The organism is Pseudogulbenkiania sp. MAI-1 (assembly GCF_000527175.1).
Classification (GTDB): domain Bacteria; phylum Pseudomonadota; class Gammaproteobacteria; order Burkholderiales; family Chromobacteriaceae; genus Pseudogulbenkiania.
Window position 1 is genome coordinate 2,858,737 of sequence record NZ_AZUR01000001.1, and the last position, 24,031, is coordinate 2,882,767.

A 24,031-nucleotide genomic window follows, 5' to 3' on the forward strand; every position below is an offset into this window, starting at 1 on the left:
ACTGTGATGAGCATCATCCCCGCCAAATACCTCGAGGAGATGAAGGCTGCCAAGGCCCTGCGCCAGCAGCTTCAAGAAACCGGTGTCGCTGCACTGCAGCGCCTGCTGCCCATCGCCCAGGGCGACACCGGCCAAAGCCGCATCGTCGCCCTGCTTCTGCTGGGCCTCTACAACGACACGCGCTTTCCCTTCCCTCTGACCGAGCTGCGCGGCCTGGACGACGCCCTGTTCGAAGACTGCATGACTGTGCTGCGCATGGATGCCCGAGCCTGCCAGCAGGAAGTGCACTGCTACTTCGCGCACGGCGGCCAGATCTGGGAGCAGCTGGCGAAAGACTGGAACGTGCGCGACCACCGCAAAACCGACAACAACTGAGGATTCGAACCATGCAAACCATCCAAACCATCCGTAACCCGCGTGAAGTCCGCCGCCTTGCCGGCCTCAATCAGTCCGATTTCTGGAGCCGCATCGGCGTCACCCAGTCCGGTGGTTCCCGCTACGAAAGCGGCCGGGCCATGCCCAAGCCGACGCAGCAGCTTTTCCGCCTGGTGTACATCGAGCGCGTCGACCTCAGCAAGATCAACCGCCAGGACATGCAGATCATCGACTACCTGAAAGAGACCCACCCGGATCTGTACCAGTCCCTGCAGAAGGCCGTGAAACCCTTCGACGAAGCCCAGACGCAAGGGGCAGCCGCATGACCCGAGTGCCCTACATGGCCTACGCCGACCACCACATCGTGGAGCGGCCGGCGTGCCAGCGCTGCCAGGGCACCGGCGAGCGCTGGAGCAACACACGGGAAGAAATGGTGAGCTGTGTGTCCTGCTGCGGCACCGGCTACGTGATCACGTCGGCCTACCCGGCTGACCAGTTTGAGAGTGATGGGGGAGAACTGTGAGCAACTACCAATGTGAAGCGTGCGGCAAGTACAAAGCGGCCGACGTCAGCAAGATCGGCGTCGGCGACAAGGTCAACTTCGGCGTTGTGACCAAGTCGAGCAGCCTAACCATTCGCCTCAGCATCAAAGAAGGCGAGGTAACGGAAGTCGACGGTGACATCCTGACCATCAAGGTCAAGCGTGGCGGCACCTACAAACAGCGCCGGGGGTCGGTCACCCCGGAAGGCGCTCCTGGAGCGCTGACCTATGCCCTGTTTGGCCGGTGCGACTGCGGCGAGGAGGCGAAGTCATGAGCAACCTAGCCAAATTGGCCACCGCGGTGCAGAACGCCTGCGCCCGCAAGGCTCGTGATTTGCGCAGTGAGACGGGGCCGGCGATCGCCGAAGCCATCGAGGCCGAGGACCTGACCTATCTGGTCGCGGCGCATGTAGTCCCGGTCGAGCCGGTGGCGCCCGCCGTGAGCGTCAACAAGCAGCCCAATGGCGGCTATCCCGGCTGCGACGTCTGCACCTGCCCGGACGGGCATTGCCATATCAACGACATGCTGGCGGACGAAGAAAACCCGCTGGGGCTCCTGACCTATCAGTTCACCGCCTCCACCGGCTACGAGTGCGAAGGCCAAGCCAGCGGGATCACCCCGGAACGTTGGGGGCGAATCCTCGCAGCGATCGAGAACCCCGAGCCACCTGCCACGGCCGTGCCGGACGACGTGGCCAAAGACGCCGCCCGCTGGCAGATCATCAAGCAGCTTGCCTCCGAAGATGGCGGGCAGGCGCTGTCAATCCTCGTCATGTATTGCGGCCTGACCGAGTGCGACACCGTCGCCCTCGATGCAGCCATCGACAAGGTAATTGCCGAGAATGCCTCCAAGCCGAAAGGCGGTGCCGCATGACCTTCCGCGACCCCAAGAAGCACCCGCAACCGGGTGACGTGCTACGCCGCTTTGGCTCCACCCGATACGTCACTGACGTGGCCAGCAAGGCCAGCGGCACACTGATCAGCGTCTATTTCAACGCCGGCACACCGGACAGCCAGAAATCCAACGTCAACATCGGCACCTGGCGCAGCTGGGCCAACGCCGACTGCGAAGTCCTGCTGCGCGACGACACCAACGGCGACACCTCCGCCCCGCACATGTACATCGCCACCCACCGCTGCGGCGGTTTGGTGGCGAGCAGCTGGGACGATCCCGGCTACGAGGCAGAGAACCGGCAGAACTGCCGAGACTGGCTCTCTCGAGGCTACGCCGTCGCCAAGATCATCGTCCGCGAAGCCACTCCCCCGCTGCCCTGGTGCGAGTGCATCCGACGAGAAGAAGCAACAGAAAAAACAACGGCGTAATACAGCTACCTACAAAAACAAGGTGTGGCAATGGCATTACAACTCCTGTCCCTTCTCCCGTTCTCCAGCGACCGCCGCGTCTACCGCTCGTTCGGCCACGCCATCGTGGCCGAGCCCGGGCTGGTGGCCGTGGCGCCGCTCTCCGCGCTGGACGGCTCGCTGCGGGGCATGGTCGATGGCTGCCCGGTGCCGTGGCACGAGGCCTGGGCGGTGATCGACACCCCCACGGCCGCCGCGGTGGATCTGGCCAGCCACGACTTCGCCCCGGTGGTGGGCCGGCTCGCCGACATGGCCGGCGCCGGCTGGTCACTCGGCGTGATGCACGAGCTGCAGGCCGTGCTGTTCGGGCACGAGTCGGGCATCAAGGTCGCCATCGCCGCCGAACTGGTATTCAAAGGGGACCGCCATGTCTGACATCGTTGCCGACATCCTGACCGAGCTTAGAAAAAAGGCGCTCACCGCGACCGAGCTGCAGACCCGCCCCCGCCTGGCCAACGTGCCGGCGCGCGTACTGCACGAAGCGCTGGACGCCCTGGTCGACGTCGGCGTGCTGCAGCCGCTGGCCATCGGCCTCGACGACCGCGGCTACCTGATCACCGGCACCCCGCTGTCGGCGCCGGCCGACGAGCCCGCCATCCCCTCCTTTCTGCTGAAGTAAGCGAGCGCCACATGAGTACCAACAACAACCCCGCCATGGGGGAATGGTTCGCTCGCCTCAAGAGCGAGATCAACCTGCACGACCTGGCCGACCGCCTGGACATGCAACGCCATGGCCGCGAAGGCAACTACTTCTCGCCGTCACGCAAAGAGAAACACCCCTCGCTGTCGATCTACGACAACCACCCCAAATTCGGCAACGGCTGGAAGGACCACGCCGCCGACATCGGCGGCACCACCATCGACCTGGTGATCTACGCCGGCCGCGCCAATGATCCGATGGAAGCCGCCAAGCTGCTGGGCGAGTGGTACGCCATCCCGCGCCCCAGCCGGGAAAAGAGCGCGGTACCGGAGCGCAAGAGCACGGCGGACTACATCGCCGACCGTTGCCTGAAGGATACCGAGCCGGCCGTCGCCTACCTGACGGGGCGAGGCATCAGCGAGGAAGTGATCCGCAGCGCCATCCGCCGGCGCAGCATCGGCTGGAACACCTGGACCTCGACCAAGGTGCCCGAGGGCGAGCCCGGCCACGGCGGCCCGGGGGTGGCCTTCATCGTGCGCAGCCTGGCCGGCGCCAAGGTGGTGGCGGTGGACATGCGTTACCTCGACCCGGCCCTGAACGGCGACGTGAAGACCCAGTGCCAGGGCGACAAACGCGGCCATGTGTGGACGTCCGACCTCGCCAGACTGAAGCGGGCGAACACCGTCTATGCGGTAGAAAGCCCGATCAACGCGCTGTCGATCGAGACCGCCCTGGCCAACTACCCCGGCGTCGCCGCGGTGGCGATCCTCGGCGTGTCCAACACCGACATCGACTGGAGCTGGGCGCGCGGAAAAAAGGTGATCGTGGCAATGGACCACAGCGATCGCCTGGACGAGAAATACCGCACCCGCCCGGGTATGGAAGCGGCCTGGAAGGTGGCCGACGCTCTGACCGCCTGCGATATCGCCAACCGCCTGGTGGACATGCTGGACTGGGAAGAAGGCGAGGACATCAACGACGTGCTCCGCGACCACGGCGCCGAGGAGCTGCGGATCCGGCTGAAGAAGCTGGACCAATGGCTGATCCCGGGGCAGCCGTCGGTCGACGCCGATCGGCGCCACCAGCTCGAGGGCCGCCGGCGCGTATTCCTGCAGGGGCATGATCTGGCGGTGTACTGGCGCTTTCGCTGCCTGGACGATTTCACCCTGTACGTCGAGGAGTTCAAAGAACGGAAGGACGATGATGGTAGTGCCTTGCCACCCAGAGAGGACTTCGGCGACCTGTGTTCATTCCGCGTGGCCGGGCTATCCCGACTGCGGATCCAGTCGCACCTGGCAACCATCAACGGCATGCCGGACAACCAACCCGAAACGGTGTTCGGCATCAGCTGCCAGCTGGCACGCAACGGCTCCCACCTGCAGCGCGAGGTGGTGACCGGAGACAAGCTCTACAACCTGGAATGGTGGAAGGCCAAGTTCGGCCACATCTGGAACCCGGCCAAGTTCGCCCGCATGGTGAACATCCTGGAGCGATCGGCCGATCTGGCTGCGCGTGATGTGGTGAACTTCGTCGGGCTCGCCTGGCGCGGTGAAGAGCTGGCCGCCCTCGAGGGCAACGACTGCTTTTTCGTCGAGCCGCAGAAGCAGTGCCTCTACAACAACATGAGCTTTCCCCGCGGCTCCACCCAGAACGCCCGCGCGGTGATCGCCGCCTATCAGGCGACCTTCAAGGAAAACGCCGCCGCCATCGGCCTGGTATGGGGCCTGGGCGCGCACCTGAAGAACGTGCTGGGCTTCTATCCCCACTTCCAGATGCAGGCCGAGAAGGGCTCGGGCAAATCCAAGCTGCTGGAGAGCATGCAGGCCACGCTGGCTTTCCAGGTGCTGTCCGGCCAGATGCTGAAGACCGACCACCGGCGCCGGGCATCGGTGTCGTGGACCACCCACCCGGTGGGCTGGGACGAATTCTCCAAGCTGCCGAAGTCCATCCTGTCCGACATCGACGGCCTGCTGCAGTCCACCTACCGTTCCGAATTTACCCGCGTCGGCGCCACCCTGACGCCCTACCTGATGTGTGCCCCGGTGCTACTGGCCGGCGAAGAGGTGGACGTGGAAAGCCTGCAGTCCAAGATCTGCCGTTCCTCGCTGTCGGTCGCCAAACAGGGCGCCATCATCCCGCACGAGCTGCCGCAATTCCCGGTGTGGGAGTGGCTGCAGTTCCTGGCCAGCGTCGACCCTGCGCGGATTCGTGACACCCACAAGCGCTACGTGGCGTTCTGCCAGCAGCGCGGCCGTGCCGGAGAAGGAGACGCCACCGCCAAGCGGATGATGGAGAACTACGCCGCGATCATGACCGCCTGGGCGCTGCTGACGGAGTTCGCCGGCATCGACATCGGCCAGGGCGACTTCCTCGAGGACATCATCGCCGAGATGAACGCCCACATCGCCGACACCGACGGCACCCGCCTGCCGTGGGTGTGGATCATGGAGATCCTGCTGTCGGAGCTCGCCGCCCAGCGCTTCGATCATCCTTATTGCTGGGGCGACCATGCGATCGACGGCCGCAAGCTGGCAGCCAAGAAGCAGGACAACAAGGACTGGTTGGCGGATGTGGCCGATGGGGAGGAGAACGAATGTCTGTTCGTGATGCCGTCCCACGTGATGGATCACCTGTCCACGGCGCCACACCTGCGCGCCAAGTTCGACCATCTCCCCGTCAAGACAGGCCGCATCTTCAAGCGCCAGCTGCTTCAGAGCGGCGTGGTAGTGGATCCGGACTGCGAGAAAACCATCCGCCGCGGGCGCCAGGGCCACATGGTGGCCATCAGCATCAGCAAGCTGGCCCAGCTGGGGCTGCATGCGGCGCCGGTGATCGATCGGGGAGCCTATTGATGAACGAGATCAAGCGACCCGTTTTGCGGTACCACGGCGGCAAGTTCCGCCTGGCGCAGTGGATCATGCAGTTCTTCCCGGATCACAAGACCTACGTGGAGCCGTTTGGCGGCGCCGCTGGCGTTCTCCTCCAAAAGCCGCGTGTCTACGCCGAGGTCTACAACGACCTGGACAGCGAGGTCAGCAACTTTTTCCAGCTGCTGCGCGACCCAGTCACTCGCGCCCAGCTGATCGAGGCCGTGACGCTCACCCCCTACCACCGTGACGAGTTCGAACAGGCCTGGGAACCAGCCGAGGAACCGATCGAGCGCGCACGACGCCTGTGCATCCGGGCGCAGATGGGGTTCGGCTCGGCTGGAGCAACCAAGGGCACCACGGGTTTCCGTATCGACACCAAACGCGAGTACGGCACAGCCCAACAGCTTTGGGCGTACTACCCCGCAGCTCTTGCCGCAGCTGGCGAGCGAATTGCGGGCGTCCTAGTGGAAAACAGGCCTGCTATGGAAGTGATGCGCGCCCACGATGGGCCGGACACCTTGCACTTTGTCGACCCGCCGTATCTGCACTCCACCCGAGTGATGCAATCACGGAATACCAACTGTTATCGCCATGAAATGGCCGACGACGACCACATCGAGCTGCTGCAAGCGCTTCGCAGCCTGGAAGGCATGGTGGTCCTGAGCGGCTATCCTTCTGAGCTTTACAGCGAGCTTCTGGGCGGGTGGGAAACACGATCGACAGGGGCACGCATCAGCGCCGGCCGCGGCACCGCCATACGGCAAGAGGTTGTTTGGCTCAACCCCGCCTGTAGCCGTGCCCTTCACGGTACCGGGCTTTTCGCGCGCTCTGATTACGCGACTTCGCTTTTCTGAAAGGACATCACCATGCAAACCACCGCCACACTGACGTTTGAGCAGTTCGCCGCCCTGACGCCGGCGGAGCGCCAGGCCTACCTGCAGGGCTATCCCATCATCACCGAGAGCCAGGGCTTCCTTGACGGCACCAAGCGCGTGGGCGACCCCAACGCCGTCAGCACCAAGCACCGCGCCCTGGTACGCGGCATCCCTATCCTAGGCTGGTACGGCTCGCCGGCCGCCGCCATCGATGCCGCCCGCGACTTCCTCCAGGACTGGGACGGCGAGCTGTAGCCCCGCCGGCCGCCCGATCGACACCGCGCCCGAGAACGGCGCGGTTTTTTTGGGCCCGGAGACGGTTCCCGCCATTGGGTAGCGCAGTGCCGAAAAAAACCCGTGGATTTCGGCCCATCTTGCCGCTAAGTCATTGATTTATGAGAAATCACCATCCACAGTTTCCCGAAAATTTCCACGGAATCACTTCCGTTTTCCACGGATTGCCCTCTTTTTTCCACTTGGCCGTTTTCCGGCTCGGCCCCTTTCTCTTTCTCTTTTTCTTTAAAAAACAAGAAGAAAGAGAAAGAAAGCGGAGAAAGGAAGGGGTGAGGGGAATCCACGGGTTTAGACCATTGCCTATTTTTTAAGCCACAAGTTTTGATTAGCTCCCACAGGTTTTTCGTGGGCAAAAACCATCACCAATGCCTTGTTTTTATTGGGTTTCTCGCTACCATCGGGGGAAATCCACAGTTCCACAGGTAAATCTGCCTGTGTCCCCCTGGAGAGAGTCATGAACCGACTGTTCGAAGAGTTCCTTCTCTTCAAAGCTGAAAACGATGCCGTCGCCGATCGCACGGTGAAGGCCTACCGCGACATCCTCGCCCGCTATGAGGCCTGGCTGGACGGCCGCGACCCGCTGGAGGTCAACGGCGACCAGTTGCTGGCCTTCTGCGGCCCTTACCTGCATAAGACGCTGCAGCTGGCCCCGGTGAGCCGCACCCCCTACGTGGCCTGCATCCGCGAGCTGTATCGCTACCTGTCGGCCGTGCGTGGGCTGACCGGCCGCGACCCCGCCCAGGCCGTGCCCTATCCGCGCCGGCCGGGCAAGTTGCCGCGCGTGCTCTCCCTGGACAACGCCGAGCGCCTGATGTGGGCCCCGGACTTCAACAGCTTCGAGGGCGTGCGTGACGCGGCCATGCTGGCGCTGCTGCTGGGCTGCGGCCTGCGCGTCGGCGGCCTTGTGAAACTGAACGAGGGGAACATCGCCTCCCTCTTGGCCGAGGGCGGCGAGCCACGCCTGGCCCTGAAGCCGACCGAGAAAGGCGACAAGGAGCGCCTGATCCCGGTGCCGCGCGAGGCCGATCTGCTGCTGCGCGTGTACCTGGAGCACCCCGCACTCGAGGCGATCCACCGGGAGACCGCGAACGGCGACCGCGTGCTGTTCGTCACCACCCGAAACCGCCGCTGCCCCCCGCACGAATATTACGGCGAGCGCCGCCGCTTCTCCACGCGCGGGGTGTTCGCCATGATCCAGCGCCACGGCGAGGCGGCCGGCATCCCCAAGGACCAGCTCAACCCCCATGCCCTGCGCCACCTGTTCGGCACCGAGCTAGCCGAGGGCGACATCGATCTGCTCGAGCGCCAGAAGCTAATGGGCCACCAGGACCCGAAGACGACCGCCATTTACACCCACCTGGCGTTCAGGAAGCTGACCCGAAGCGTCGACCAGGCCAACCCGCTATCCAAGGTCACCACGCCAGTCAGCCAGCTGCTGGGCGAGATGGGGAGCAAGCCACAAGGACGCGCCCGTCGTGGTCCCTGATTCTTACAAGTCATAGTGGCGGAACTAAATCACAGGGTAGACACGCCGTGGAGAGAGGCCTGCAGCGGTTTCGCAAAGTCACCCTCAAAACGGGCTAAATCGGAAATCAGACTGTGCCTGTCCCCACTTCGCATTCTGTCAAAAAGCGAAGTCGTCCTACGGAGGGACGGGCATCACAAGGGGGTCAGCGATATGGAAAAGCGAAGTCACACGATGGGAATTGCAAGGGGCGCCGCTGTCGGCCTCTCCGCCCTGCCAGGGGTGGGGGGTCGGCAAGGCGCTCCGACCACCACCCCACAGGGGGGTGGGTACCTGGATAACTGCACTCCTTCCCAACTTCAGGTAGGGGCTTCCCAAAAAAAAATCGCGCGCGATCCGCGCTTGGATCACCTGCGCCAGATGGGCATGAATGCCACCTGGCAGCGCGTCGCCGAAGAGATCGGCATGGACGCCTTCCTGGCCATGTGGCGCATTTTGGACGCCGAGGAACAGTTCCACCACGTCAAGGGCAACCTCGAGATCAACCTGCGCCGGTACCGCTCTTACCAGATGTTCCAGCGCAACCTATACATCAAGCAACTGGCCCAGGCTGGACTCGACCCCAAGCAGATTCACTATCGCTTGGCTGAGGGACTATGTGAAAAACTCGAACCGAAACACATAAAACGCATCATCAATAACAAATAGAATCAGAACATGAAGAAGAATAAGACCGCGATTATCTACGCCCGCGTCAGCACGGCGCGCCAGGCCGACGAGGGCATTTCGATCGACAGCCAAATCGAGCAGGCCGAGAAAAAGGCCCTTGAAATGGGGGCGGTCGTCATGAAGGTATTCCGCGACGACGGTATTTCCGGGCGCACCGCAAACAGGCCGGCGTTTCAAAACGCCATCAAGTTTTGCGAGTCCTACGACATCGACTATTTCATCGTCTGGAATACCTCCCGCTTCGCCCGCAATAAGCTCGACGCGGCCAGCCATAAGAAGCTGCTGGAGGGTGGCGGCACCAAGGTCGTCTATGTGTCGGTCAACATCGACAACGAAACAGATGAAGGCTGGTTCAGCGAGTCGATCTTCGAAATCATGGACGAGCATTACAGTCGGCAGGTGTCCCGCGACACCCGCCGATCGATGCTCAAGAACGCCAGGGACGGCTACTGGAACGGCGGTCATGTCCCCTACGGCTACCTGGTAGTAACGACGGACGGCAAACGCAAGCAACTGCAGATCCAGCCAGACGAAGCGGTCATCGTGAAAGAGATGTTCCGCATGTATATCACCGGGCTAGGCTGCAAGCTGATCGCCATGGACATGAATGACCGCGGATTCACCTATCGCGGGCTAAAGTGGACCAAGGGGCACATCACGAATCTGTTGAAAAACCCCGTCTATGCCGGGTTCATCGCCTTCAACAGAATGGACAAGCAGAAGCGGGAAAAGCCGGAAAGCGAGTGGATCATGACGAAATCCCACGATGCGATCGTCAGCGAGGAAGACTATGCCCTGGTGCGCGAGGAATTCAGACGCCGCTCGCCAACGTCAGAGGGTGGCAGCCCCCACAGCACCTTTGTTTTCACCGGCATCCTGCGGTGCGGCGAATGCGGCGCCGCCATGCAGACCGAAAGCGCCACTGGCCGAACCAAGATCTACCACTACTACAACTGCAGCCGATCCCAGAAAGGCGGCGGCTGCCGTAGCCGCCGGATCGCGGCCGGCGACTTTGACACCTGGATGATGAACACCATCATTCAGCGCGTGCTCACCCCGGAGCGCATGCGCGAGGTCGTCGCCGAGGTGCACGAGCTGACCAGCCGCGACCAGGAAGACCGCGAGCGACGTGCTAATGCCGTCCTCCGGCAGATCAAGGATGCCAACAAGCGCCGCCAGAACCTATTCGACATCCTCGAGCTGCACGGCAAGGACGCGCCCAACCTGGGCGATCTGACCGTGCGGCTGCGCGAAATCAACGCCACCATCAAGAAGCTGGAAGCGGAACTGGCCGCGATCGAGGCCGAGGAGAGCCCGGTATTCGATGTCACCGATGAGCAAATCCAGAACGCCACCGATACGATGATCGGCGTGCTGAATAACACCCCTGATGCGAAAAAACTACGGCTGCTGATGGGTCATTTCATTGACCGCATTGTGTTGAATGAAGCTGACGTGGAAATGGAATATCGACCCGAGCGGATCATTGGCACAAATGAAAAGAGCCGTGAACCAGTGGTTCACAGCTCGAATTCTTGGCTCCCCGAGCAGGGCTCGAACCTGCGACCTGCGGATTAACAGTCCGTCGCTCTACCAACTGAGCTATCAGGGAACATCTGAAGAGAAAATAATTATATTTGCTGAAAATTCGTCCGTCAAGCGATTCCGTGTATTTTTTATTGCAAATCGCTTGGCGACATGGCTCCGCTCAGATGCTGAGCAGGGAAATGACGCGGTAGCGGCTCAGGCCGAGCAAGGCCGGGACGACGTCGAGGAAGGAGCGATAATCGCCTGACTGGTTCAAGCGGGCGTTGAAGTCGGCTACGAACTCTTCCGCCCAGCTCTGCTCGCCCATGCGCGACAACTGGTCGATGGAGTGGCGCGCTTCCTCGATGGCGCTGGCGATGGCGCTGTGCGCCTGACGTAGTTGGGAGAGCGCGCTCACGACGCGCTGCAGGGTCTGGCGCACGTTGGCGTGGTCGGCCACTTGCCAGTCGCTGCTGGATAGCCGTTCCGACTCCGCCACCGTCTTGACGCGCTGCGGCTGGCCGGAGGGGAAGCGGATGCCGCCGCCGCGCACCGTCAGGCGGTCGCGGATGGCCGGCCAGTCGGACTCGGCCACCGAGAAGCTCAGTTGCCCGTCGTCGTTGACGAAGGGGCGGATGCCCGAGGGCGCCAGAGTGCGGTTGAGGCGGCGCATGATGTCATCTTCGCTGATGTCGCCGCCGACGCTGAGCGACATGGCTGCCGTGCCGCGCTCGCCGCTGAACAGGGCGAGCGTTTCGGGACTGCCCTTGCGCAGGTTGTCGAGCTCCATCCCGCGCACGGTGAAATTCTGCCGGGCGTCCGCCGCCAGGTGAAAGCGCAGATTGCCATCGACGCTGCCCCCACTTTGCGCATGGCGCTGGCTCAGGGCTTCGGCAAAGCGGTCGATCTTCGCCTCCAGGCCCTCGCGGTCGATGCGGCGCTGGGTCAGTTGCTGGCTGAGGTCGGTCTTGAGCTGTTCGAGCTGTCCGGTCAGGCCGTCGACGAAACCCAGGGCGCGCTGGGCCGAGGTGAGCTGTTCGTTCAGCTGGTTGCTGTAGCGCCAGCCGCTGGCGGCGGGGCCGCGCGGCGTGGACGCCTCCGGCAAAGCCAGGGGCGTCGCGCGGGTGTCGGCGGCGGGGGCCGGCGCGACGCTGCCGGCATTGTTGCGGCGGGTGCGGCTGCCGGCGGAGTCGAGCGAGGAGATCAGGGAGTTCATGGTCGGACCGGCCTCAGATCACGTCGAACAGGGTGAGCGCACTGATCTTGCCATACGCTTTCTGGCTGGCCTGCACCGCCAGCAGGTAGCTGTTCATGTTGATCGAGGCCTCGGCGTAGTCGAGGTTGCCCAGGTCGGCGATGCTCTGCTGGTTGGCCAGGCTGACGTTGCCGTGGTTGTCGTCCATCATCTGGAGCGTGTTCTGCGCTCCGCCCAACTCGGCGATCTTGGCCCCCAGGTCGTTCAGCGCGGCATCGGTGCCGTCGAGCGTCTGGCGCACGATCAGGCCCACGGCGGGATCGGCGGCGTCCAGGGCCGGATCTTGCAGGGTGGCGATGGTCTGGTCGAGCAGGTTGAGCAGATCGGCCATGTCTTCCAGCGTGACGTTGGCGGGTTGGGTGACGCCGTGCCCCACCACCACCTTCTGACGGTCGGTATTGCCGCTGTAGCCATAGCGGCTGCCGGAGGGCCGGGTGCTGTCGACGACGATGGTCTGGGTGGCGCTGGCGGTGCCGGAGAACAGGTAGCGGCCTTCCTGGTCCTGGGTGTTGGAGGAGAAGAACAGGCTGTCGCGCAGGCTCGCGAGCGAGCTCGACATGGCGCGCAGGTCGTCCGCGGTATTGCCGCCGTCGGCGGCCCAGACCAGCAGGTCGCGCGCCTGCATGATGTCCTTGCTCATGCTGTCGAGGTAGGACTCGTTCATCGAGAGCCGCGAGCGCAGCGCGCCGATGTTGTCGCGGTACTGATCCAGCGCGGCTTCCTCGCGCTGCAGGCGCAGCAGTTGCACGCTGGCGATCGGGTCGTCGGACGGCACCAGCAGGCGGTCGCCGGAGGACATCTGCTGCTGCAGGTCGGCGAGCCGGCTGTTGGCCGATTGCATGGCGGCGCTCATCGAGGCTTGAAACTGGTTACTGGCTACGCGCATGGGGGCTTCCTCAGAAAACGGCCAGCGTGCTGTCGAACAGCTCGTTGGCGACGGCGATCACTTTCATGTTTGCCTGGTACATCTTCTGGAATTCGACCAGGTTGATCGCTTCTTCGTCGCTGTTGACGCCGCTGGTGGATTTCCAGTTTTTCTCGGCCTCGCCGCGCACCACCTTGGCGGTTTCCAGCCCGGCCTTGTTCTGCTGGCTGTCGATCGCCAGTTGGCCGGTGAGCTGGGCATAGGCGTCGCTGAGGGTGACCGTGCCGAGGCCGGCCAGGGCGATGGCCTGGTCCTTGATGGCGATCAGCGCCAGCAGGTTGTCGCTGTTGGCCGGCTTGGCGGGGTCGCTGGAGAAGCCCAGTTCGGCGGCCTGGATGTCCGACACCTGGAGCATGCCGTCGGGGCTGGCCGGGTCGAATGCGAACAGATCCTTGCCGGCCAGGCCGGAGAGGTCGTAACCGCTGGCGAGCTGGCTGTTCATGCGCGTGGCCAGTTCGCCAGCCAGGGTGCGGACCGCGTCGACCATCGGTTGCAGCACCTCGCTCTGGTACTGGTTGAGGCCGCCCAGCTGGCCGCCCAGGTTGTCGTCGGGCAGCGTGAAGCGTTCCTTGGCGAACTGCAGCGTCAGTGTCTGCGAGCCGTCGGCATTGGTGCGGGTGGAAAGTTCGGCCGAGGTGTCGCCGACGGCCAGCGGTTGGCCGCCGCGCAGCGTGACGGTGAGACTGCCGTCCCGCTGCTGGCTCACGCGCACGTCGACCAGCGCGGCCAAGGCGTCGATCTGGCGGTCGCGCTCGTCGAGCAGGCCGGAGGCGTTGACCCCCGAGGCGGAGGCATCGACCACCTTGCCGTTGAGTTCGGCGATGGCGCGGGTGATGGTGTTGATCTGCGCCAGCGTGGCGGTGCGCTGCTCATTGAGCGAGGCCTGCTGGGCGGCGAACACGTCGTTGAGATTGTTGACGCGGCGCGAGAGCGCGTCGGCCTCGCTGATCACTTGCTGGCGCAGGGGAATGGAGCCCGGCTCGACGCTGGCGGCGTTGAGCGCGCTGTAGAACTTGTCGAGACCGGCCGACAGGCTGGTGCCGTCGCTGCCCATCACTTGCTCCAGTTGGGCGAAGTAGGGTTGTGCCGCGGCGAGTTCGCCCTGCCCGGCTGCCGCCTGCCACATTTGCAGGTTCTTGTAGTCGTCGCTGAAACGGCGGATGGCGGTGACGTCGACGCCCATGCCGGCGCCGAGGCGGTCGCCTGCGCCCGGAACGATGGCCGACAACACTACGCCCTGGCGCGAGTAGCCGTCCGTCATCTGGTTGGACAGGTTCTGGCTGACCGTGTTGAGCGCGGCCTGGGCGGCCAGCGCGCCGGACAGCGCGTTCTGGATCATGCGCATGGTCGAGTGGCTAGTTGCGGTTCAATGGATAAAGCGGCGTGGCGAAGGCCGCCAGGCCGGCGCCCGTCTCGGGAGCCTTCTGAGAGAGAGAAGCGACCTCGGCGGCGTTTTCCTTAAACGCATTATTGCCATTGGCCTTTTCGTCCGGCAGCAGTTGCGCCAGGATGACGTTGGCGATGCCGAACATGCGCTGACGGGCGAGCTGGCCGGCCAGCGCCACGTCGGCGAAATCCATCAGGTCGTTGTTGATGGATTGGGCGAAAACGCTGTCCGAGCCGGCCATCTCGCGCGTGGTCTTGCGCATCTGGCCCAGCATTTCGCGGATGAATAGCGCTTCGAATTCTTCGGCGGCCTTGCCGGCCTTCTTGCGGTACTCGGCCGAGGGCGGCTGGACTGCTGCTTCGGAGTCGGCCGAAGCCCCGTCCGCGCCGGTCCCGGGGTGCCTGATGTCGCTCGTCAGCATGGTCGTCCCCCTCAAATCACCACCAGCTCGCCATCGAGCGCGCCGGCCTGGTCGAGCGCCTGCAGGATGGCCATGATGTCGTCCGGCGTGGCGCCGGTGCTGTTGATGGTGTCGATGATGGTTTGCAGCTTGGCTCCTGCCGGCCATTTGAACATGCGCCCCTGGTCCTGCTGCACGCTGATATCCGATTCCGGCGTGACCACGGTGTTGCCGCGGCCGAAGGGCTTGGGCTGGCTGACCTGGGAGCGTTCGGAGATCACTACGCGCAGATTGCCGTGCGACACCGCCGCCGGCCGCACCGTCACGCCCTGGCTGATGACGACGGTGCCGGTGCGCGAGTTGAAGATCACGCGCGGGGTGTCCTCCCCTACCCCGACGTTGAGTTTCTCGAGCCGGGCGACGAAGGCGACGCGCTCGGTCGGGTCGGATGGCGCCAGCACTTCGACCGACGTGGCGTCGCGCGTGCTGGCGATGCGGCCGTAGCGCTGGTTGATGGTGTTGACGATATTGGTGGCGGTCTCGAAGTTGGGGCGCTTGAGGCTGAGACGGACGGAGGGGCCGCTTTCGAAGTCGGAGGGGATCTCGCGCTCGATCGAGGCGCCGTTGGGGATGCGTCCGGAGGTGGGCGTGTTCACCGTCACGCTGGAGCCGCTCTTGCCTTGGGCGGACAGGCCGCCGATCACCAGGCTGCCCTGTGCCAGCGCGTACACCTCGCCGTCGGCGGCGCGCAGCGGCGTCAACAGCAGCGTGCCGCCGCGCAGGCTCTTGGCGTCGCCGAGCGACGAGACGGTGACGTCGATGGTCTGGCCGCGCCGGTAGCCCGGCGGCAGGCTGGCGCTGACCATGACCGCCGCCACGTTCTTGACCTTGGTGTCGCTGCCTTCGGCCTGTTTGATGCCGAACTGCTTGAGCATGTTGGACACCGACTGGCCGGAGAACTTGACCTGCGAATTGTCGCCGGTGCCGTCGAGGCCGACCACGATGCCATAGCCGATCAACTGGTTTTCACGGATGCCTTCGACGTTGACAAGGTTGCGCAACAACTGGGCGCCGGCCTGAAGCGGCAGCAGGCTGGTGACCAGCACCAGCATCAGGCGGGAAAGGTAACGGTAGGGCATGGGGCTTCTCAGAACGGCATCCACGGGCTGGTGAAGAAGCGCGTCAGCCAGCCCGGCGCATTGGCGTCGTTCAGCACGCCGCGGCCGGAATAGGCGATGCGCGCGTTGGCGATGCGCTGGGACGACACGCGGTTGTCGGTGTCGATATCGTCGACGCGGACGTAGCCAGCCAGCTTCAGGTATTCCTCGCCCAGGTTGAGGGTGAGCTGCTTCTCGCCCTTGACCAGCAACAGGCCGTTGGGCAGCACCTGATGCACGATCACGCTGAGCGAGCCGGTCAGGGCGTTCTGCTGGGTGGACGAGGAAGAGCCGTCGAAGGAGCGGTCGGCGTCGATGCCGACCGTGGTATTGATGCTCTTGCTGCCGAGCAGGGTGGGCTGGATGCTGGCGCCCGATTGCTTGTCGAAGCTGGTGCCGGCCTTCTTGCTGGCCTGGGTGGTTTCGTCCAGCACCACGGTCAGCGCGTCCCCGACGCGGTAGGCGCGGCGGTCGCCCACCAGCGACCAGCCACCCGGCGCGTACACGCCGCCGCCGACGCCGCGTGGCGGGGTTTTCAAGGCCGCCGGCAGATCGAGCTCGGGCTGCGGTTCGGGCGGCCCCATCTGGACACATCCGGCCAGGGCCAGCGCGGCCAGGGCAAGCGCACGCCTCATCGTACCGACTGCGCCAGGTACTGCATCATGTTGTCGGCGGCGGACAGCACCTTGGTGCTCATCTCGTAGGTGCGCTGGGTGGCGATCATGTCGACCATTTCTTCCACCACTTGCACGTTGGAGCCTTCCAGCGCGCCTTGCTTGAGCTTGCCCAGCGCATCGGTGCCGGGGTTGCCGACCGTCGGCGCACCGCTGGCGGCGGTTTCCTGGAACAGGTTGCCGCCCAAGGCCAGGAGGCCGGTGGGGTTGATGAAGTTGGCCAGGGTGAGCTGGCCGATCTCGGTCGGCGTGCCGCTTCCCGACAGCGTGGCGGCGACCACGCCGGATTCGCTGATGGAGATGCTGGTGGCATCGGCCGGCACGGTGATGGCCGGCACGATGGGCAGGCCCTGGGCGGTGACCAGCTGGCCGTCGGCGTTGATCTGCAACTGGCCGGCGCGGGTGTAGCCGGTGTCGCCATTGGCCATCTGCACCTGCAGGAAGCCCTGGCCGATGATGGCGAGGTCGAGCGACTGGCCGGTGGTGGTGATGCTGCCGGTGGTGAACACCTTCTGCGTGCCGAGCAAACGAGTACCGTTGCCCAGTTGCACGCCGGATGGAGAGGCGTTGTTGGCGTCCACCCGGGCGCCCGGCTGGCGCTCGATCTGGTAGAACAGGTCTTCGAACACCATGCGGTCGCGCTTGAAGCCGACGGTGTTGACGTTGGCCAGGTTGTTGGCGATGGCGCCCAGCCGCGCGTCTTGCGCCTGGATGCCGGTTTTGCTGATCCACAATGCCGGATTCATGCCTTATCCCTCTGTTGCCTAGCCGCGTACCAGGCGGTTGCCGGCCTCGACCATGTCGTTGGCCGCGTTGAACATCTTCATCTGCATTTCGAAGCCGCGATTGAGCGACATGGTGGCGATCATTTCCTCCACCGCCGACACGTTGCTGCCTTCCAAATGCTCACCCAGCACGCGCACCGTCTCGTCCGCCGGCAGGGTGGCACCCAGGCGGCTGACGATCAGGCCGTTCTCGTCCTTGGTGAGCTCTTCGCGGGTCGGCTTGACCAGCTTCAGGCGGTCCACCGGCTGCAGCGCGGTCTCGCCCGGCGGCTGGATGGAGATCGTGCCGTCGCCCGCCACCGCGACGCGGACGTAGGGCGGCAGCACGATGGGGCCGCCGTCGCCCAGCACCGGCCGGCCGTTGACGGTGAGCGCGCCGTTGGCGTCGATGTTGAGGTTGCCGGCGCGGGTGTAGGCCTCACCGTTGCCGGTGGCCACCGTCAGGAAGCCGTCGCCCTGGACCGCCACGTCGAGATCGCGCCCGGTCTCCGTCACGACGCCGGCGCGGCCATCGACGGCATTGGGTTCGGCGTGCGTCATATGGCGTGCATCGTAGCCGTAACCGCGCACCGCCTGGCTGCTGGCCACTTCGATGTCGGCGCGAAAGCCGTTGGTCTGGGCGTTGGCCAGGTTGTTGGCGTGCACCTGCTGGGCCTGGAGCGTGCGTCCGGCCCCGCTCATGATGGTGTAGATCAGCGCATCCATGACAGGTCCTTTCTGTTACACCGCCTGCATCAGCGCCTGGATGACCTGGCCCTCGGTCGAAATCACCTTGGTGTTGGCCTGGTAGTTGCGCTGAGCGGTCATCAGGTTGACCAGCTCGGAGGTCATGTCGACGTTGGATTGCTCCAGCGAGCCGGTGGCGAGCTTGCCGGCCAGGCCGCTGCCCGGTGCCGAGATCAGTGCCGTGCCGGAGGCCGGCGAATCGATCCAGCTGGTGGCCGACACGGCGATCAGGCCGTCTTCGTTGGGGAAGTTGGCCAGGGCGATGGTGCCGACCACCTGTTTCTGGCCGTTGCTGTAGGTGGCGAGGATGTCGCCGTTCTCTTCCAGGCTGAGGCCGGTCATCGTACCGGAGGCGTAGCCGTTGCTGCTGTTGACGGTGGTGGTGGTGTCGCCGGCGAACTGGGTGGTGCCGGTGTAGTCCACCGCCACGCTCAGCGCCGCGGCGCCGGTCGGTGTGCCCAGATTGAGCGTGCTGGCGGCGATCGGTGCGCTCAGCTTGCCGTCGGTATCGAACGTCAGGTCCACGGTGTCGGCCAGCAGGGTGCCGTCCAGGCCGTAATGCACCGTCACGCTGTTGGTGCCGGTCTTGACGAAGTAGTGGGTCAGGGTGTGCTTCTCGCCCAGCGAGTCGTACACCGTGGAGACGCTGGAGCTGTTGAAGCTGGTCGGGTCGTCCTTGTCGAAGGCCGCCGTCGGCACCGTCCAGCCGGAGGAGAGATTGCCGACATACTCCAAGGTGTCGCTAGCCTTGGCCGCGATCTGGCCGGTCGGGACGGTGATGTCGCCCAGGGCGCCGCGCGCGCCGCCGGTGGAGCCGCTGGCGGCGGCATAGCCCTGCACGCGCCGGCCGAAGCTGTCGACCAGCACGCCGTTCTTGTCGGCATTGAAGATGCCGACGCGGGTATAGGCCACGCTGCCGGCGTCGTCGTGGGTGATGAAGAAGCCGCGGCCCTGGATGGCCGCATCCAGCGCGCGCCCGGTGGTGACGGTGCCGCCGCTGCGGCCGATGCTCTGAGTGGTCGAGCCGACCTCGACGCCGGTCGCCTGGGTGCCGGCGTAGGTGGCGGCGAAGTTGGCGCGGCCCGATTTGAAGCCGTAGGTGCCGGAGTTGGCGATGTTGTTGCTGATGCTGCCCAGTTGGGAGTTGACCGCGTTGATGCCGGACAGGGCGATTTCTAGACTCATGGAAGGCTCCGCTTACGAGGCGCTGGACGAGGTGTTCCCGAGCAGGCGGGATACCGAGGAGGCCGGGACATCCCCCAGGCCGGAAAGAGTGAGGGTGGGTTCGCCGCCTTGCACCGGCAGGCGCACGCCCTGGACCACGGCGGCGAGCTCCAGCGTCGGGGTCGCCTTGGACGCGGTCGTCACCGACAGCGTGTAGCTGCCGGCCGCCAGGCCGTAATCGGCGGGTTTGATGCTGAACGCCACCTCGCCGGCGGGCTGGGAGCCCAGTGGAATCAGGTGCGGCTTGCCGTCGGCGCCGGTGAGCTGCAGCGTGACCTGGCTCTCGGCTCCGGACAGGGTAAGACGGCCGGAGACCGGCGAGCCGTCGAGCTGGACGGTGTCGGTCTGTACCAGCACGGTGCTGCCGACCTGATTGCCCAGGCCCAGCCCCTGCAGTTCGCGCAGCAGCAGCGCGTTGCTCTTCAGCTCGGACAGCATGTCGAGCGAGGTCTGCATCTGGTTCATCTGCACCAGTTGGTTGACGAATTGGCTGGGGTCGGCCGGATCGAGCGGGTCCTGGTTCTTGATCTGCGCCATCAAGAGCGTCATGAACATGTCGGAGGAGCCGAGCTGCGATTGGCCGTTGGCGGCCACCGTCGTGGCCTGGCCCGAGGTAGTGCTACTGTCGTTCAACAGCGTGTTACTGACTGCCATCAGCCTTCTCCCAGTTTGAGCAGGTCCTGCTGCATGGTCTTCACCCGCAGCATCACTTCGACGTTGGTCTGGAACGCGCGCGAGGCCGACATCATGTCGGTCATTTCCTCTACCGGGTTCACGTTGGGGTAGAACACGTTGCCGTCGGCGTCGGCCAGCGGATTGTCCGGCTCGTGCACCTTGCGCAGCGGGCTGTCGCTCTTGATCACGTCGAGCACCTGCACCCCGGCGCCCTGCCAGTTGCCGTCCGCGTCGGCACCACGGTAGGTGGTGGCGAACACCGGCTTGCGCGCACGAAAGGCCGCGCCTTCCGAGCCGGCGGCCGATTCGGCGTTGGCGAGGTTGCTGGCGACGGTGTTGAGGCGCACGGTCTGGGCCGTCATGGCCGAGCCGGCGATGCGGGAAATGTCCCTGAATGACATGGTTTATTGCCCTGCGATGACCTTGGCCAGACCCTTGTAATGCATGTTGAGGAAGGTCAGGCTGGTCTGGAATTCGGAAACGTTCTGGGAAAACTCGGCCTGTTCGACCCCCAGTTCGACGGTGTTGCCGTCACGCGAGGGGTGGTTGGGCACGCGGTAGAGCAGCTCGCCGGCGCCGCCATCCAGCGGGAAATCCGCTGCTTCCGCTGCCGTGGCCAGCTCGGTGCGGAAATCGACGTCGCGCGCCTGGTAGCCCGGGGTCGTTTCATTGGCGATGTTCGATGCCAGTACCTTGGTGCGCTCCGCCCGCAGCTTCAATGCTTCCGGGTGGATGTTCAGCGCCTTGTCGAAATGAATGCCCATTGCCACGCCCGATTCGGTTCAATACCATAGAAAGGCCATGTTTCTAATAGCCGCCTTACTTGAAAGGCGATACTAATTAATTGGCAACCCCTACGTACATGTAATAATTACCAAGCCCGACCGAATGGCAATTTTCACACCCCCTCGCCCTCCCTTCCGCCTGTTGTCCCTGCTGCCTCTGGCTCTTCCGCTATTTGCCGTTCAGGATGCCCTTGCGCAAACCGGGCGCGAAGCAGAAAACGCCGTGCTGGACAGCGCCCGGCGCTGGCTCGACGGCGCCACGGCCAAGGCGGGGCTGGAGCAGGCGCAGAGCCGCCTCACGCCGATTCCGCCGCGCGAGGCCGCCACGCTGCCGGCCTGCCGCTTGCCGCTGGAAGTGGAAGCTCAGGACACCACGGCACTGTCGCGCCTGCGCTTTGCCGTGCGCTGCCCGGCGCCGCAGGGCTGGAGCGCCGTGTATACCGTGCGCGTCGAGCTCAGCGCCCGCCAGTTGGTCGCTGCACGCGACCTCGAGACCGGCAGGCCGCTGACCGCCGACGACGTGGAGTGGGCGCGGCGCCCGCTGTACGAACTGGAGGAAGGCTTGCACAGCCCGGCCGAGGCCGTCGGCCTGATGAGCCGCAGCGCATTGCGGCGCGGCCAGCCGCTGCGCAAGAAGCTGCTGGAAGCCGCTTTGCTGGTGCGGCGCGGAGAGGCAGTGGAAATCGTGGCGAGCAAGGAAGAGATCGTGGTGACGGCGCCGGGCGAGGCGCTGGAAAACGGCCGCCGCAACGACCTCATCCGCGTGCGCAACGTCGGCAGCGGCAAGACCGTTCGCGCCCGGGTGAGCGAGGCCGGGCGGGTGGTGCCGGAGTGAGGGGTTGGCCGGAGGCCCCCCTTGCCTGGTGGCGGTCAGCACCGCCCCTCAACAGCGTCCGCGTAGCGGACACAAAAGCCGAACTCGATAAGAGCCGTATGCAAAAGAGGAAGAACAGGTTCTCTCAGCTACCGGCCCGGATCGACGCTACCACCCGCGTCAGCTTGCTCGCATAGTCCGGATCGGTGGCATAGCCGCCCCGCACCAGCGCCTGGGCAAACGCCGCGGCGTCGCTACCGACACCCTGCACGCCACGGAAGCGTGGATTGCCGGCCAGGAGCTCGGCGTAATCGACAAAGGCGCCGCGCATGTCCGGATAGGCGCGGAAGCGTTCGGTGCGCTTCACGTCGACGCCCGCTTCGTGCTCGGTGGTCAGCGCCGCCACCACCTCGCCCTGCCAGCCGGCGCCAGCCTTGATGCCGAACAGGTTGTGGCTGTCGCCGCCGTCGGTTCCGGCGAGCGGGCGCTTGCCCCAGCCGGACTCCAGCGCGGCGTGGGCGGCGATCAGATCGGGGGCGACGCCCAGCCGGGCGCCAGCCTCGCGGGCGTAGGGAGCGATGCGCTCGAGAAAGGCTTGCTGAGACTCGCCCGGCGCGGCGGCACCCCCGTCCTCCGCCGCTGCCGCCAGTGCCTCGACGCTGCGCTGGCGCGCCCAGGCGCCTTCCGGCGACAGCGCCATCCCCATGGTCTCGGCGGGGGCGAATCCGCGCTCGATGGAGTCGACGACTTCCTGGCGCGTCTGGCGGTACAGCGAGGAAAAACCATCCCCCTGCCCCGCCACCGGCAACGGCAAGGCCACCTCGCGCCAGGCGGCGTCGAAGCCGGGAGCCGAAGTGGGGAATTCAGAGCGGAACATAGATGTCCTTCTCGCCGAACAGGACGCGCTCCATGCTGTCGTGCTGCGCCGTCAACAGCCGGCCGTTGCGCTCGTTCAGCGTCTTGCAATGCGCCACACGCTCGCGCAGCGTGGCCCACAGCGCTTCGCACGCCTGGCGCGGTGCGGTGGGCAACTGGGCCAGCACTTCCTCGATCGACAGGCGCCGCTCACGTCCAAGCAGGCGGGCTGCCAGTTCCACCCGCGTCAGTCGCCGCGCATCGAGCCGGCCGGCCAGCGTCAGGATCTGCTCGCCGGTGTCGGCGAGGTTCGCCGCGTCATGGCTCAACGCCCCGCGGAACTGCTGTTCGAGCAGGGTTTCCAGTTGCTGGTAGTCGGCCAGATCGCTGCGCATGTCGCCCAGGAGCTGGCGGAAACTCGCTTCACGGCTCATCCGCGTCCGCCATGGTAGCGGTCGATCAGATCGGCGAGCCGCTGCGGATCGAACTTGACCTCACCGCGCGCCAGCGCAGCCTTGACCTCGGCGACACGGTCGAGATCGACATCGGGCATCTCGCGCAGCGAGGCGAGCGCCGGTTCCAGCACCGCCGTGCCGCGCGCCTCGGGCGGCTGCTGCGGACGGGGGACTGGGGTGCTGGTGGAACTGGCCGTGCGGTCGGCGTTGCCGACCTCTCGACGTTCCGGGCGTTGGGGAGTGATGCGCATGGTAGGCCTCGTCAATGCAATTCGTCTGTCTATTGAGACAAGACGACCGCTGCCGAAAAAAACTTAAAAGTTCTCCGGCAGCATCTTCAAGAGCACGATGCGGCGGTTTTCCATGCGGATGTAGTGGCCGTAGACCAGTTCCTTGAGGATGCGGGCGACCATCTCGCGCGAGGAGCCGATCTGGTCGGCGATTTCCTGCTGGGTCAGCGGCTTGTCCAGCATGATCACGCCGTCCTCTTCGACCAGCAGTTCGTTGAACAGGATACGGATGCGGCCGTAGACGTCGAGCAGGGCGAGGTTCTTGGCCGAGGTGGAAATGCGCCGCACCATGCCGGCCAGGCGCAGCAAAATCTTGTTGCGGATGCTCTCGCACGGCAGGCCGTCGGCGGTGCCGAACACGCTCACCAAGTCGGCACGACGGAACATCAGCAACTGGCAATCGCGCTCGGCCACCGCGCTCCAGGCACAGGGCCCACCGTCCAGATAGGACACCTCGCCCAGCAGTTCGCCGGGTTCGTTGAACATGAAGACGAACTTCTTGCCTTGGCCGTCCGAGACGGAGGCTTCGATGCGCCCGTCGACCAGCAGGTAGATGGCCGCGCTGTTTCCCCCTTCCAGAAACAGCGGTTCTCCTTTGCGCAGATAGAGCGGAACGGCGAGGCCGATCAGTTCGTCGAGGGCGGAATCGTTCAGGCTGCCGAAGAAATCGGTCGCGAGCAGGAGCGGTTTGATGTCTTTTTTGGTCATCTATGTGCAGCAGCTATTTCAACAAACACCAGTTGCGTGGTGTGGCATGGGTTGAACACAACGGGTAAGGACGTTTTTGCATTTTTTTGTCAATTCGATCATGCCAAATCGATTATGCAGTACAATTGTTATAAATAACGGCTTCATTGTAAAGTTTTGAAAAGGGATCCGTCGAACTTTTACTATTTTGTAATGTCAAAAGCCCGGGTTTTACCCGGGCTGAGATTGTCGACAAACC

General features: G+C 64.7%; 32 protein-coding genes, 1 tRNA gene and 1 pseudogene. 15 read left to right on the forward strand and 19 right to left on the reverse strand.

Annotation, left to right across the window (positions count from 1 at the left end):
* Positions 1-6: 6 nt before the first annotated feature.
* From PSEMAI1_RS0113285 to PSEMAI1_RS0113335, 11 genes are read left to right on the forward strand one after another with little or no spacing between them, the layout of a single operon-like run.
* On the forward strand, positions 7-375 hold the full coding sequence (locus PSEMAI1_RS0113285) for a hypothetical protein (protein ID WP_024303348.1): 369 nt from the start codon (positions 7-9) through the stop codon (positions 373-375).
* 11 nt (positions 376-386) lie between these two features.
* Positions 387-701, forward strand: a complete 315-nt coding sequence (locus PSEMAI1_RS0113290) for a DNA-binding transcriptional regulator (protein ID WP_024303349.1) — start codon at positions 387-389, stop codon at positions 699-701.
* Complete coding sequence (locus PSEMAI1_RS0113295; protein WP_156943139.1) at positions 698-898, forward strand: hypothetical protein; 201 nt, start codon at positions 698-700, stop codon at positions 896-898. The genes PSEMAI1_RS0113290 and PSEMAI1_RS0113295 overlap by 4 nt, the downstream gene beginning before the upstream one ends.
* Entirely contained in the window at positions 895-1,191 is a 297-nt protein-coding gene (locus PSEMAI1_RS0113300; protein ID WP_024303351.1) for a hypothetical protein, read from the forward strand. Before PSEMAI1_RS0113295 ends, PSEMAI1_RS0113300 begins: the two co-directional genes overlap by 4 nt.
* Positions 1,188-1,790 (forward strand): hypothetical protein, encoded by a 603-nt coding sequence (locus tag PSEMAI1_RS0113305; RefSeq protein ID WP_024303352.1) that lies wholly within the window; start codon positions 1,188-1,190, stop codon positions 1,788-1,790. The genes PSEMAI1_RS0113300 and PSEMAI1_RS0113305 overlap by 4 nt, the downstream gene beginning before the upstream one ends.
* Positions 1,787-2,239 carry a hypothetical protein gene (locus tag PSEMAI1_RS20960; protein ID WP_024303353.1) on the forward strand — a complete coding sequence of 151 codons (453 nt, stop codon included), beginning with the start codon at positions 1,787-1,789 and terminating at the stop codon, positions 2,237-2,239. The genes PSEMAI1_RS0113305 and PSEMAI1_RS20960 overlap by 4 nt, the downstream gene beginning before the upstream one ends.
* 30 nt (positions 2,240-2,269) lie before the next feature.
* On the forward strand, positions 2,270-2,653 hold the full coding sequence (locus PSEMAI1_RS0113315; RefSeq protein WP_024303354.1) for a hypothetical protein: 384 nt from the start codon (positions 2,270-2,272) through the stop codon (positions 2,651-2,653).
* The gene (locus PSEMAI1_RS0113320) at positions 2,646-2,897 is read left to right on the forward strand and encodes a hypothetical protein (RefSeq protein WP_024303355.1); all 252 of its coding nucleotides are present in this window, start codon (positions 2,646-2,648) and stop codon (positions 2,895-2,897) included. Before PSEMAI1_RS0113315 ends, PSEMAI1_RS0113320 begins: the two co-directional genes overlap by 8 nt.
* 11 nt (positions 2,898-2,908) lie before the next feature.
* Positions 2,909-5,770: a toprim domain-containing protein gene (locus tag PSEMAI1_RS0113325; RefSeq protein ID WP_024303356.1), complete on the forward strand. Its 2,862-nt coding sequence runs from the start codon at positions 2,909-2,911 to the stop codon at positions 5,768-5,770.
* Positions 5,770-6,642 carry a DNA adenine methylase gene (locus tag PSEMAI1_RS0113330; RefSeq protein ID WP_024303357.1) on the forward strand — a complete coding sequence of 291 codons (873 nt, stop codon included), beginning with the start codon at positions 5,770-5,772 and terminating at the stop codon, positions 6,640-6,642. Before PSEMAI1_RS0113325 ends, PSEMAI1_RS0113330 begins: the two co-directional genes overlap by 1 nt.
* A 12-nt stretch (positions 6,643-6,654) precedes the next feature.
* The gene (locus PSEMAI1_RS0113335; RefSeq protein WP_024303358.1) at positions 6,655-6,918 is read left to right on the forward strand and encodes a hypothetical protein; all 264 of its coding nucleotides are present in this window, start codon (positions 6,655-6,657) and stop codon (positions 6,916-6,918) included.
* 125 nt (positions 6,919-7,043) lie between these two features.
* Here PSEMAI1_RS0113335 and PSEMAI1_RS21835 read toward each other — a convergent pair whose 3' ends face one another.
* Positions 7,044-7,241 (reverse strand): hypothetical protein, encoded by a 198-nt coding sequence (locus PSEMAI1_RS21835; protein ID WP_198019621.1) that lies wholly within the window; start codon positions 7,239-7,241, stop codon positions 7,044-7,046.
* 170 nt (positions 7,242-7,411) lie between these two features.
* On the opposite strand from PSEMAI1_RS21835, the gene PSEMAI1_RS0113340 reads away from it, so the two are divergent.
* The 3 genes and pseudogenes from PSEMAI1_RS0113340 to PSEMAI1_RS22525 all read left to right on the forward strand — a co-directional run.
* On the forward strand, positions 7,412-8,443 hold the full coding sequence (locus PSEMAI1_RS0113340; protein WP_051460225.1) for a tyrosine-type recombinase/integrase: 1,032 nt from the start codon (positions 7,412-7,414) through the stop codon (positions 8,441-8,443).
* Between the two features lie 192 nt (positions 8,444-8,635).
* Complete coding sequence (locus PSEMAI1_RS22040) at positions 8,636-9,130, forward strand: hypothetical protein (RefSeq protein ID WP_198019622.1); 495 nt, start codon at positions 8,636-8,638, stop codon at positions 9,128-9,130.
* A gap of 9 nt (positions 9,131-9,139) precedes the next feature.
* Positions 9,140-10,168: pseudogene (locus PSEMAI1_RS22525) on the forward strand (recombinase family protein); the annotation flags it as partial.
* Positions 10,169-10,333: 165 nt separating this feature from the next.
* Here PSEMAI1_RS22525 and PSEMAI1_RS22225 read toward each other — a convergent pair.
* The 14 genes from PSEMAI1_RS22225 to PSEMAI1_RS0113415 form a co-directional block, all read right to left on the reverse strand.
* Positions 10,334-10,492, reverse strand: coding sequence for a hypothetical protein (locus tag PSEMAI1_RS22225; RefSeq protein ID WP_232219912.1), 159 nt, complete (start codon positions 10,490-10,492; stop codon positions 10,334-10,336).
* Between the two features lie 195 nt (positions 10,493-10,687).
* Positions 10,688-10,763, reverse strand: a tRNA-Asn gene (locus PSEMAI1_RS0113355).
* 96 nt (positions 10,764-10,859) lie between these two features.
* Complete coding sequence (locus tag PSEMAI1_RS0113360) at positions 10,860-11,894, reverse strand: hypothetical protein (RefSeq protein ID WP_024303361.1); 1,035 nt, start codon at positions 11,892-11,894, stop codon at positions 10,860-10,862.
* A gap of 13 nt (positions 11,895-11,907) precedes the next feature.
* Complete coding sequence (gene flgL / locus PSEMAI1_RS0113365; RefSeq protein WP_024303362.1) at positions 11,908-12,819, reverse strand: flagellar hook-associated protein FlgL; 912 nt, start codon at positions 12,817-12,819, stop codon at positions 11,908-11,910.
* Positions 12,820-12,829: 10 nt separating this feature from the next.
* On the reverse strand, positions 12,830-14,197 hold the full coding sequence (gene flgK / locus PSEMAI1_RS0113370) for a flagellar hook-associated protein FlgK (protein ID WP_232219913.1): 1,368 nt from the start codon (positions 14,195-14,197) through the stop codon (positions 12,830-12,832).
* Positions 14,198-14,213: 16 nt separating this feature from the next.
* Positions 14,214-14,666, reverse strand: a complete 453-nt coding sequence (locus PSEMAI1_RS0113375; RefSeq protein ID WP_024303364.1) for a flagellar rod assembly protein FlgJ — start codon at positions 14,664-14,666, stop codon at positions 14,214-14,216.
* Between the two features lie 11 nt (positions 14,667-14,677).
* Positions 14,678-15,784, reverse strand: a complete 1,107-nt coding sequence (locus PSEMAI1_RS0113380; RefSeq protein WP_024303365.1) for a flagellar basal body P-ring protein FlgI — start codon at positions 15,782-15,784, stop codon at positions 14,678-14,680.
* Between the two features lie 8 nt (positions 15,785-15,792).
* Entirely contained in the window at positions 15,793-16,437 is a 645-nt protein-coding gene (flgH, locus tag PSEMAI1_RS0113385; protein ID WP_024303366.1) for a flagellar basal body L-ring protein FlgH, read from the reverse strand.
* Positions 16,434-17,222, reverse strand: a complete 789-nt coding sequence (gene flgG / locus PSEMAI1_RS0113390) for a flagellar basal-body rod protein FlgG (protein WP_024303367.1) — start codon at positions 17,220-17,222, stop codon at positions 16,434-16,436. Before flgG ends, flgH begins: the two co-directional genes overlap by 4 nt.
* 18 nt (positions 17,223-17,240) lie before the next feature.
* Positions 17,241-17,966 (reverse strand): flagellar basal body rod protein FlgF, encoded by a 726-nt coding sequence (locus PSEMAI1_RS0113395; RefSeq protein WP_024303368.1) that lies wholly within the window; start codon positions 17,964-17,966, stop codon positions 17,241-17,243.
* 15 nt (positions 17,967-17,981) lie between these two features.
* Positions 17,982-19,172: a flagellar hook protein FlgE gene (locus tag PSEMAI1_RS0113400; protein WP_024303369.1), complete on the reverse strand. Its 1,191-nt coding sequence runs from the start codon at positions 19,170-19,172 to the stop codon at positions 17,982-17,984.
* Positions 19,173-19,184: 12 nt separating this feature from the next.
* Entirely contained in the window at positions 19,185-19,865 is a 681-nt protein-coding gene (locus PSEMAI1_RS0113405) for a flagellar hook capping FlgD N-terminal domain-containing protein (protein ID WP_024303370.1), read from the reverse strand.
* Positions 19,865-20,287 (reverse strand): flagellar basal body rod protein FlgC, encoded by a 423-nt coding sequence (gene flgC / locus PSEMAI1_RS0113410; protein ID WP_024303371.1) that lies wholly within the window; start codon positions 20,285-20,287, stop codon positions 19,865-19,867. Before flgC ends, PSEMAI1_RS0113405 begins: the two co-directional genes overlap by 1 nt.
* A 3-nt stretch (positions 20,288-20,290) precedes the next feature.
* On the reverse strand, positions 20,291-20,650 hold the full coding sequence (locus PSEMAI1_RS0113415; protein ID WP_024303372.1) for a flagellar basal body protein: 360 nt from the start codon (positions 20,648-20,650) through the stop codon (positions 20,291-20,293).
* Between the two features lie 244 nt (positions 20,651-20,894).
* Here PSEMAI1_RS0113415 and flgA point away from each other — a divergent pair, with 244 nt between their 5' ends.
* Positions 20,895-21,506: a flagellar basal body P-ring formation chaperone FlgA gene (gene flgA, locus PSEMAI1_RS0113420; RefSeq protein WP_232219914.1), complete on the forward strand. Its 612-nt coding sequence runs from the start codon at positions 20,895-20,897 to the stop codon at positions 21,504-21,506.
* A 124-nt stretch (positions 21,507-21,630) separates the two neighbouring features.
* Here flgA and PSEMAI1_RS0113425 read toward each other — a convergent pair whose 3' ends face one another.
* Genes PSEMAI1_RS0113425 through PSEMAI1_RS0113440 form a run of 4 tightly spaced genes read right to left on the reverse strand, consistent with a single transcriptional unit; the run spans position 21,631 to position 23,793 of the window.
* Positions 21,631-22,362, reverse strand: a complete 732-nt coding sequence (locus PSEMAI1_RS0113425; protein WP_024303374.1) for a glycoside hydrolase family 73 protein — start codon at positions 22,360-22,362, stop codon at positions 21,631-21,633.
* Positions 22,349-22,774, reverse strand: a complete 426-nt coding sequence (locus PSEMAI1_RS0113430) for a flagellar protein FlgN (RefSeq protein WP_024303375.1) — start codon at positions 22,772-22,774, stop codon at positions 22,349-22,351. The genes PSEMAI1_RS0113425 and PSEMAI1_RS0113430 overlap by 14 nt, the downstream gene beginning before the upstream one ends.
* Positions 22,771-23,061, reverse strand: coding sequence for a flagellar biosynthesis anti-sigma factor FlgM (gene flgM / locus PSEMAI1_RS0113435; protein ID WP_232219915.1), 291 nt, complete (start codon positions 23,059-23,061; stop codon positions 22,771-22,773). The genes PSEMAI1_RS0113430 and flgM overlap by 4 nt, the downstream gene beginning before the upstream one ends.
* Positions 23,062-23,109: 48 nt before the next feature.
* Positions 23,110-23,793 carry a Crp/Fnr family transcriptional regulator gene (locus tag PSEMAI1_RS0113440; protein WP_024303377.1) on the reverse strand — a complete coding sequence of 228 codons (684 nt, stop codon included), beginning with the start codon at positions 23,791-23,793 and terminating at the stop codon, positions 23,110-23,112.
* Positions 23,794-24,031: the final 238 nt, after the last annotated feature.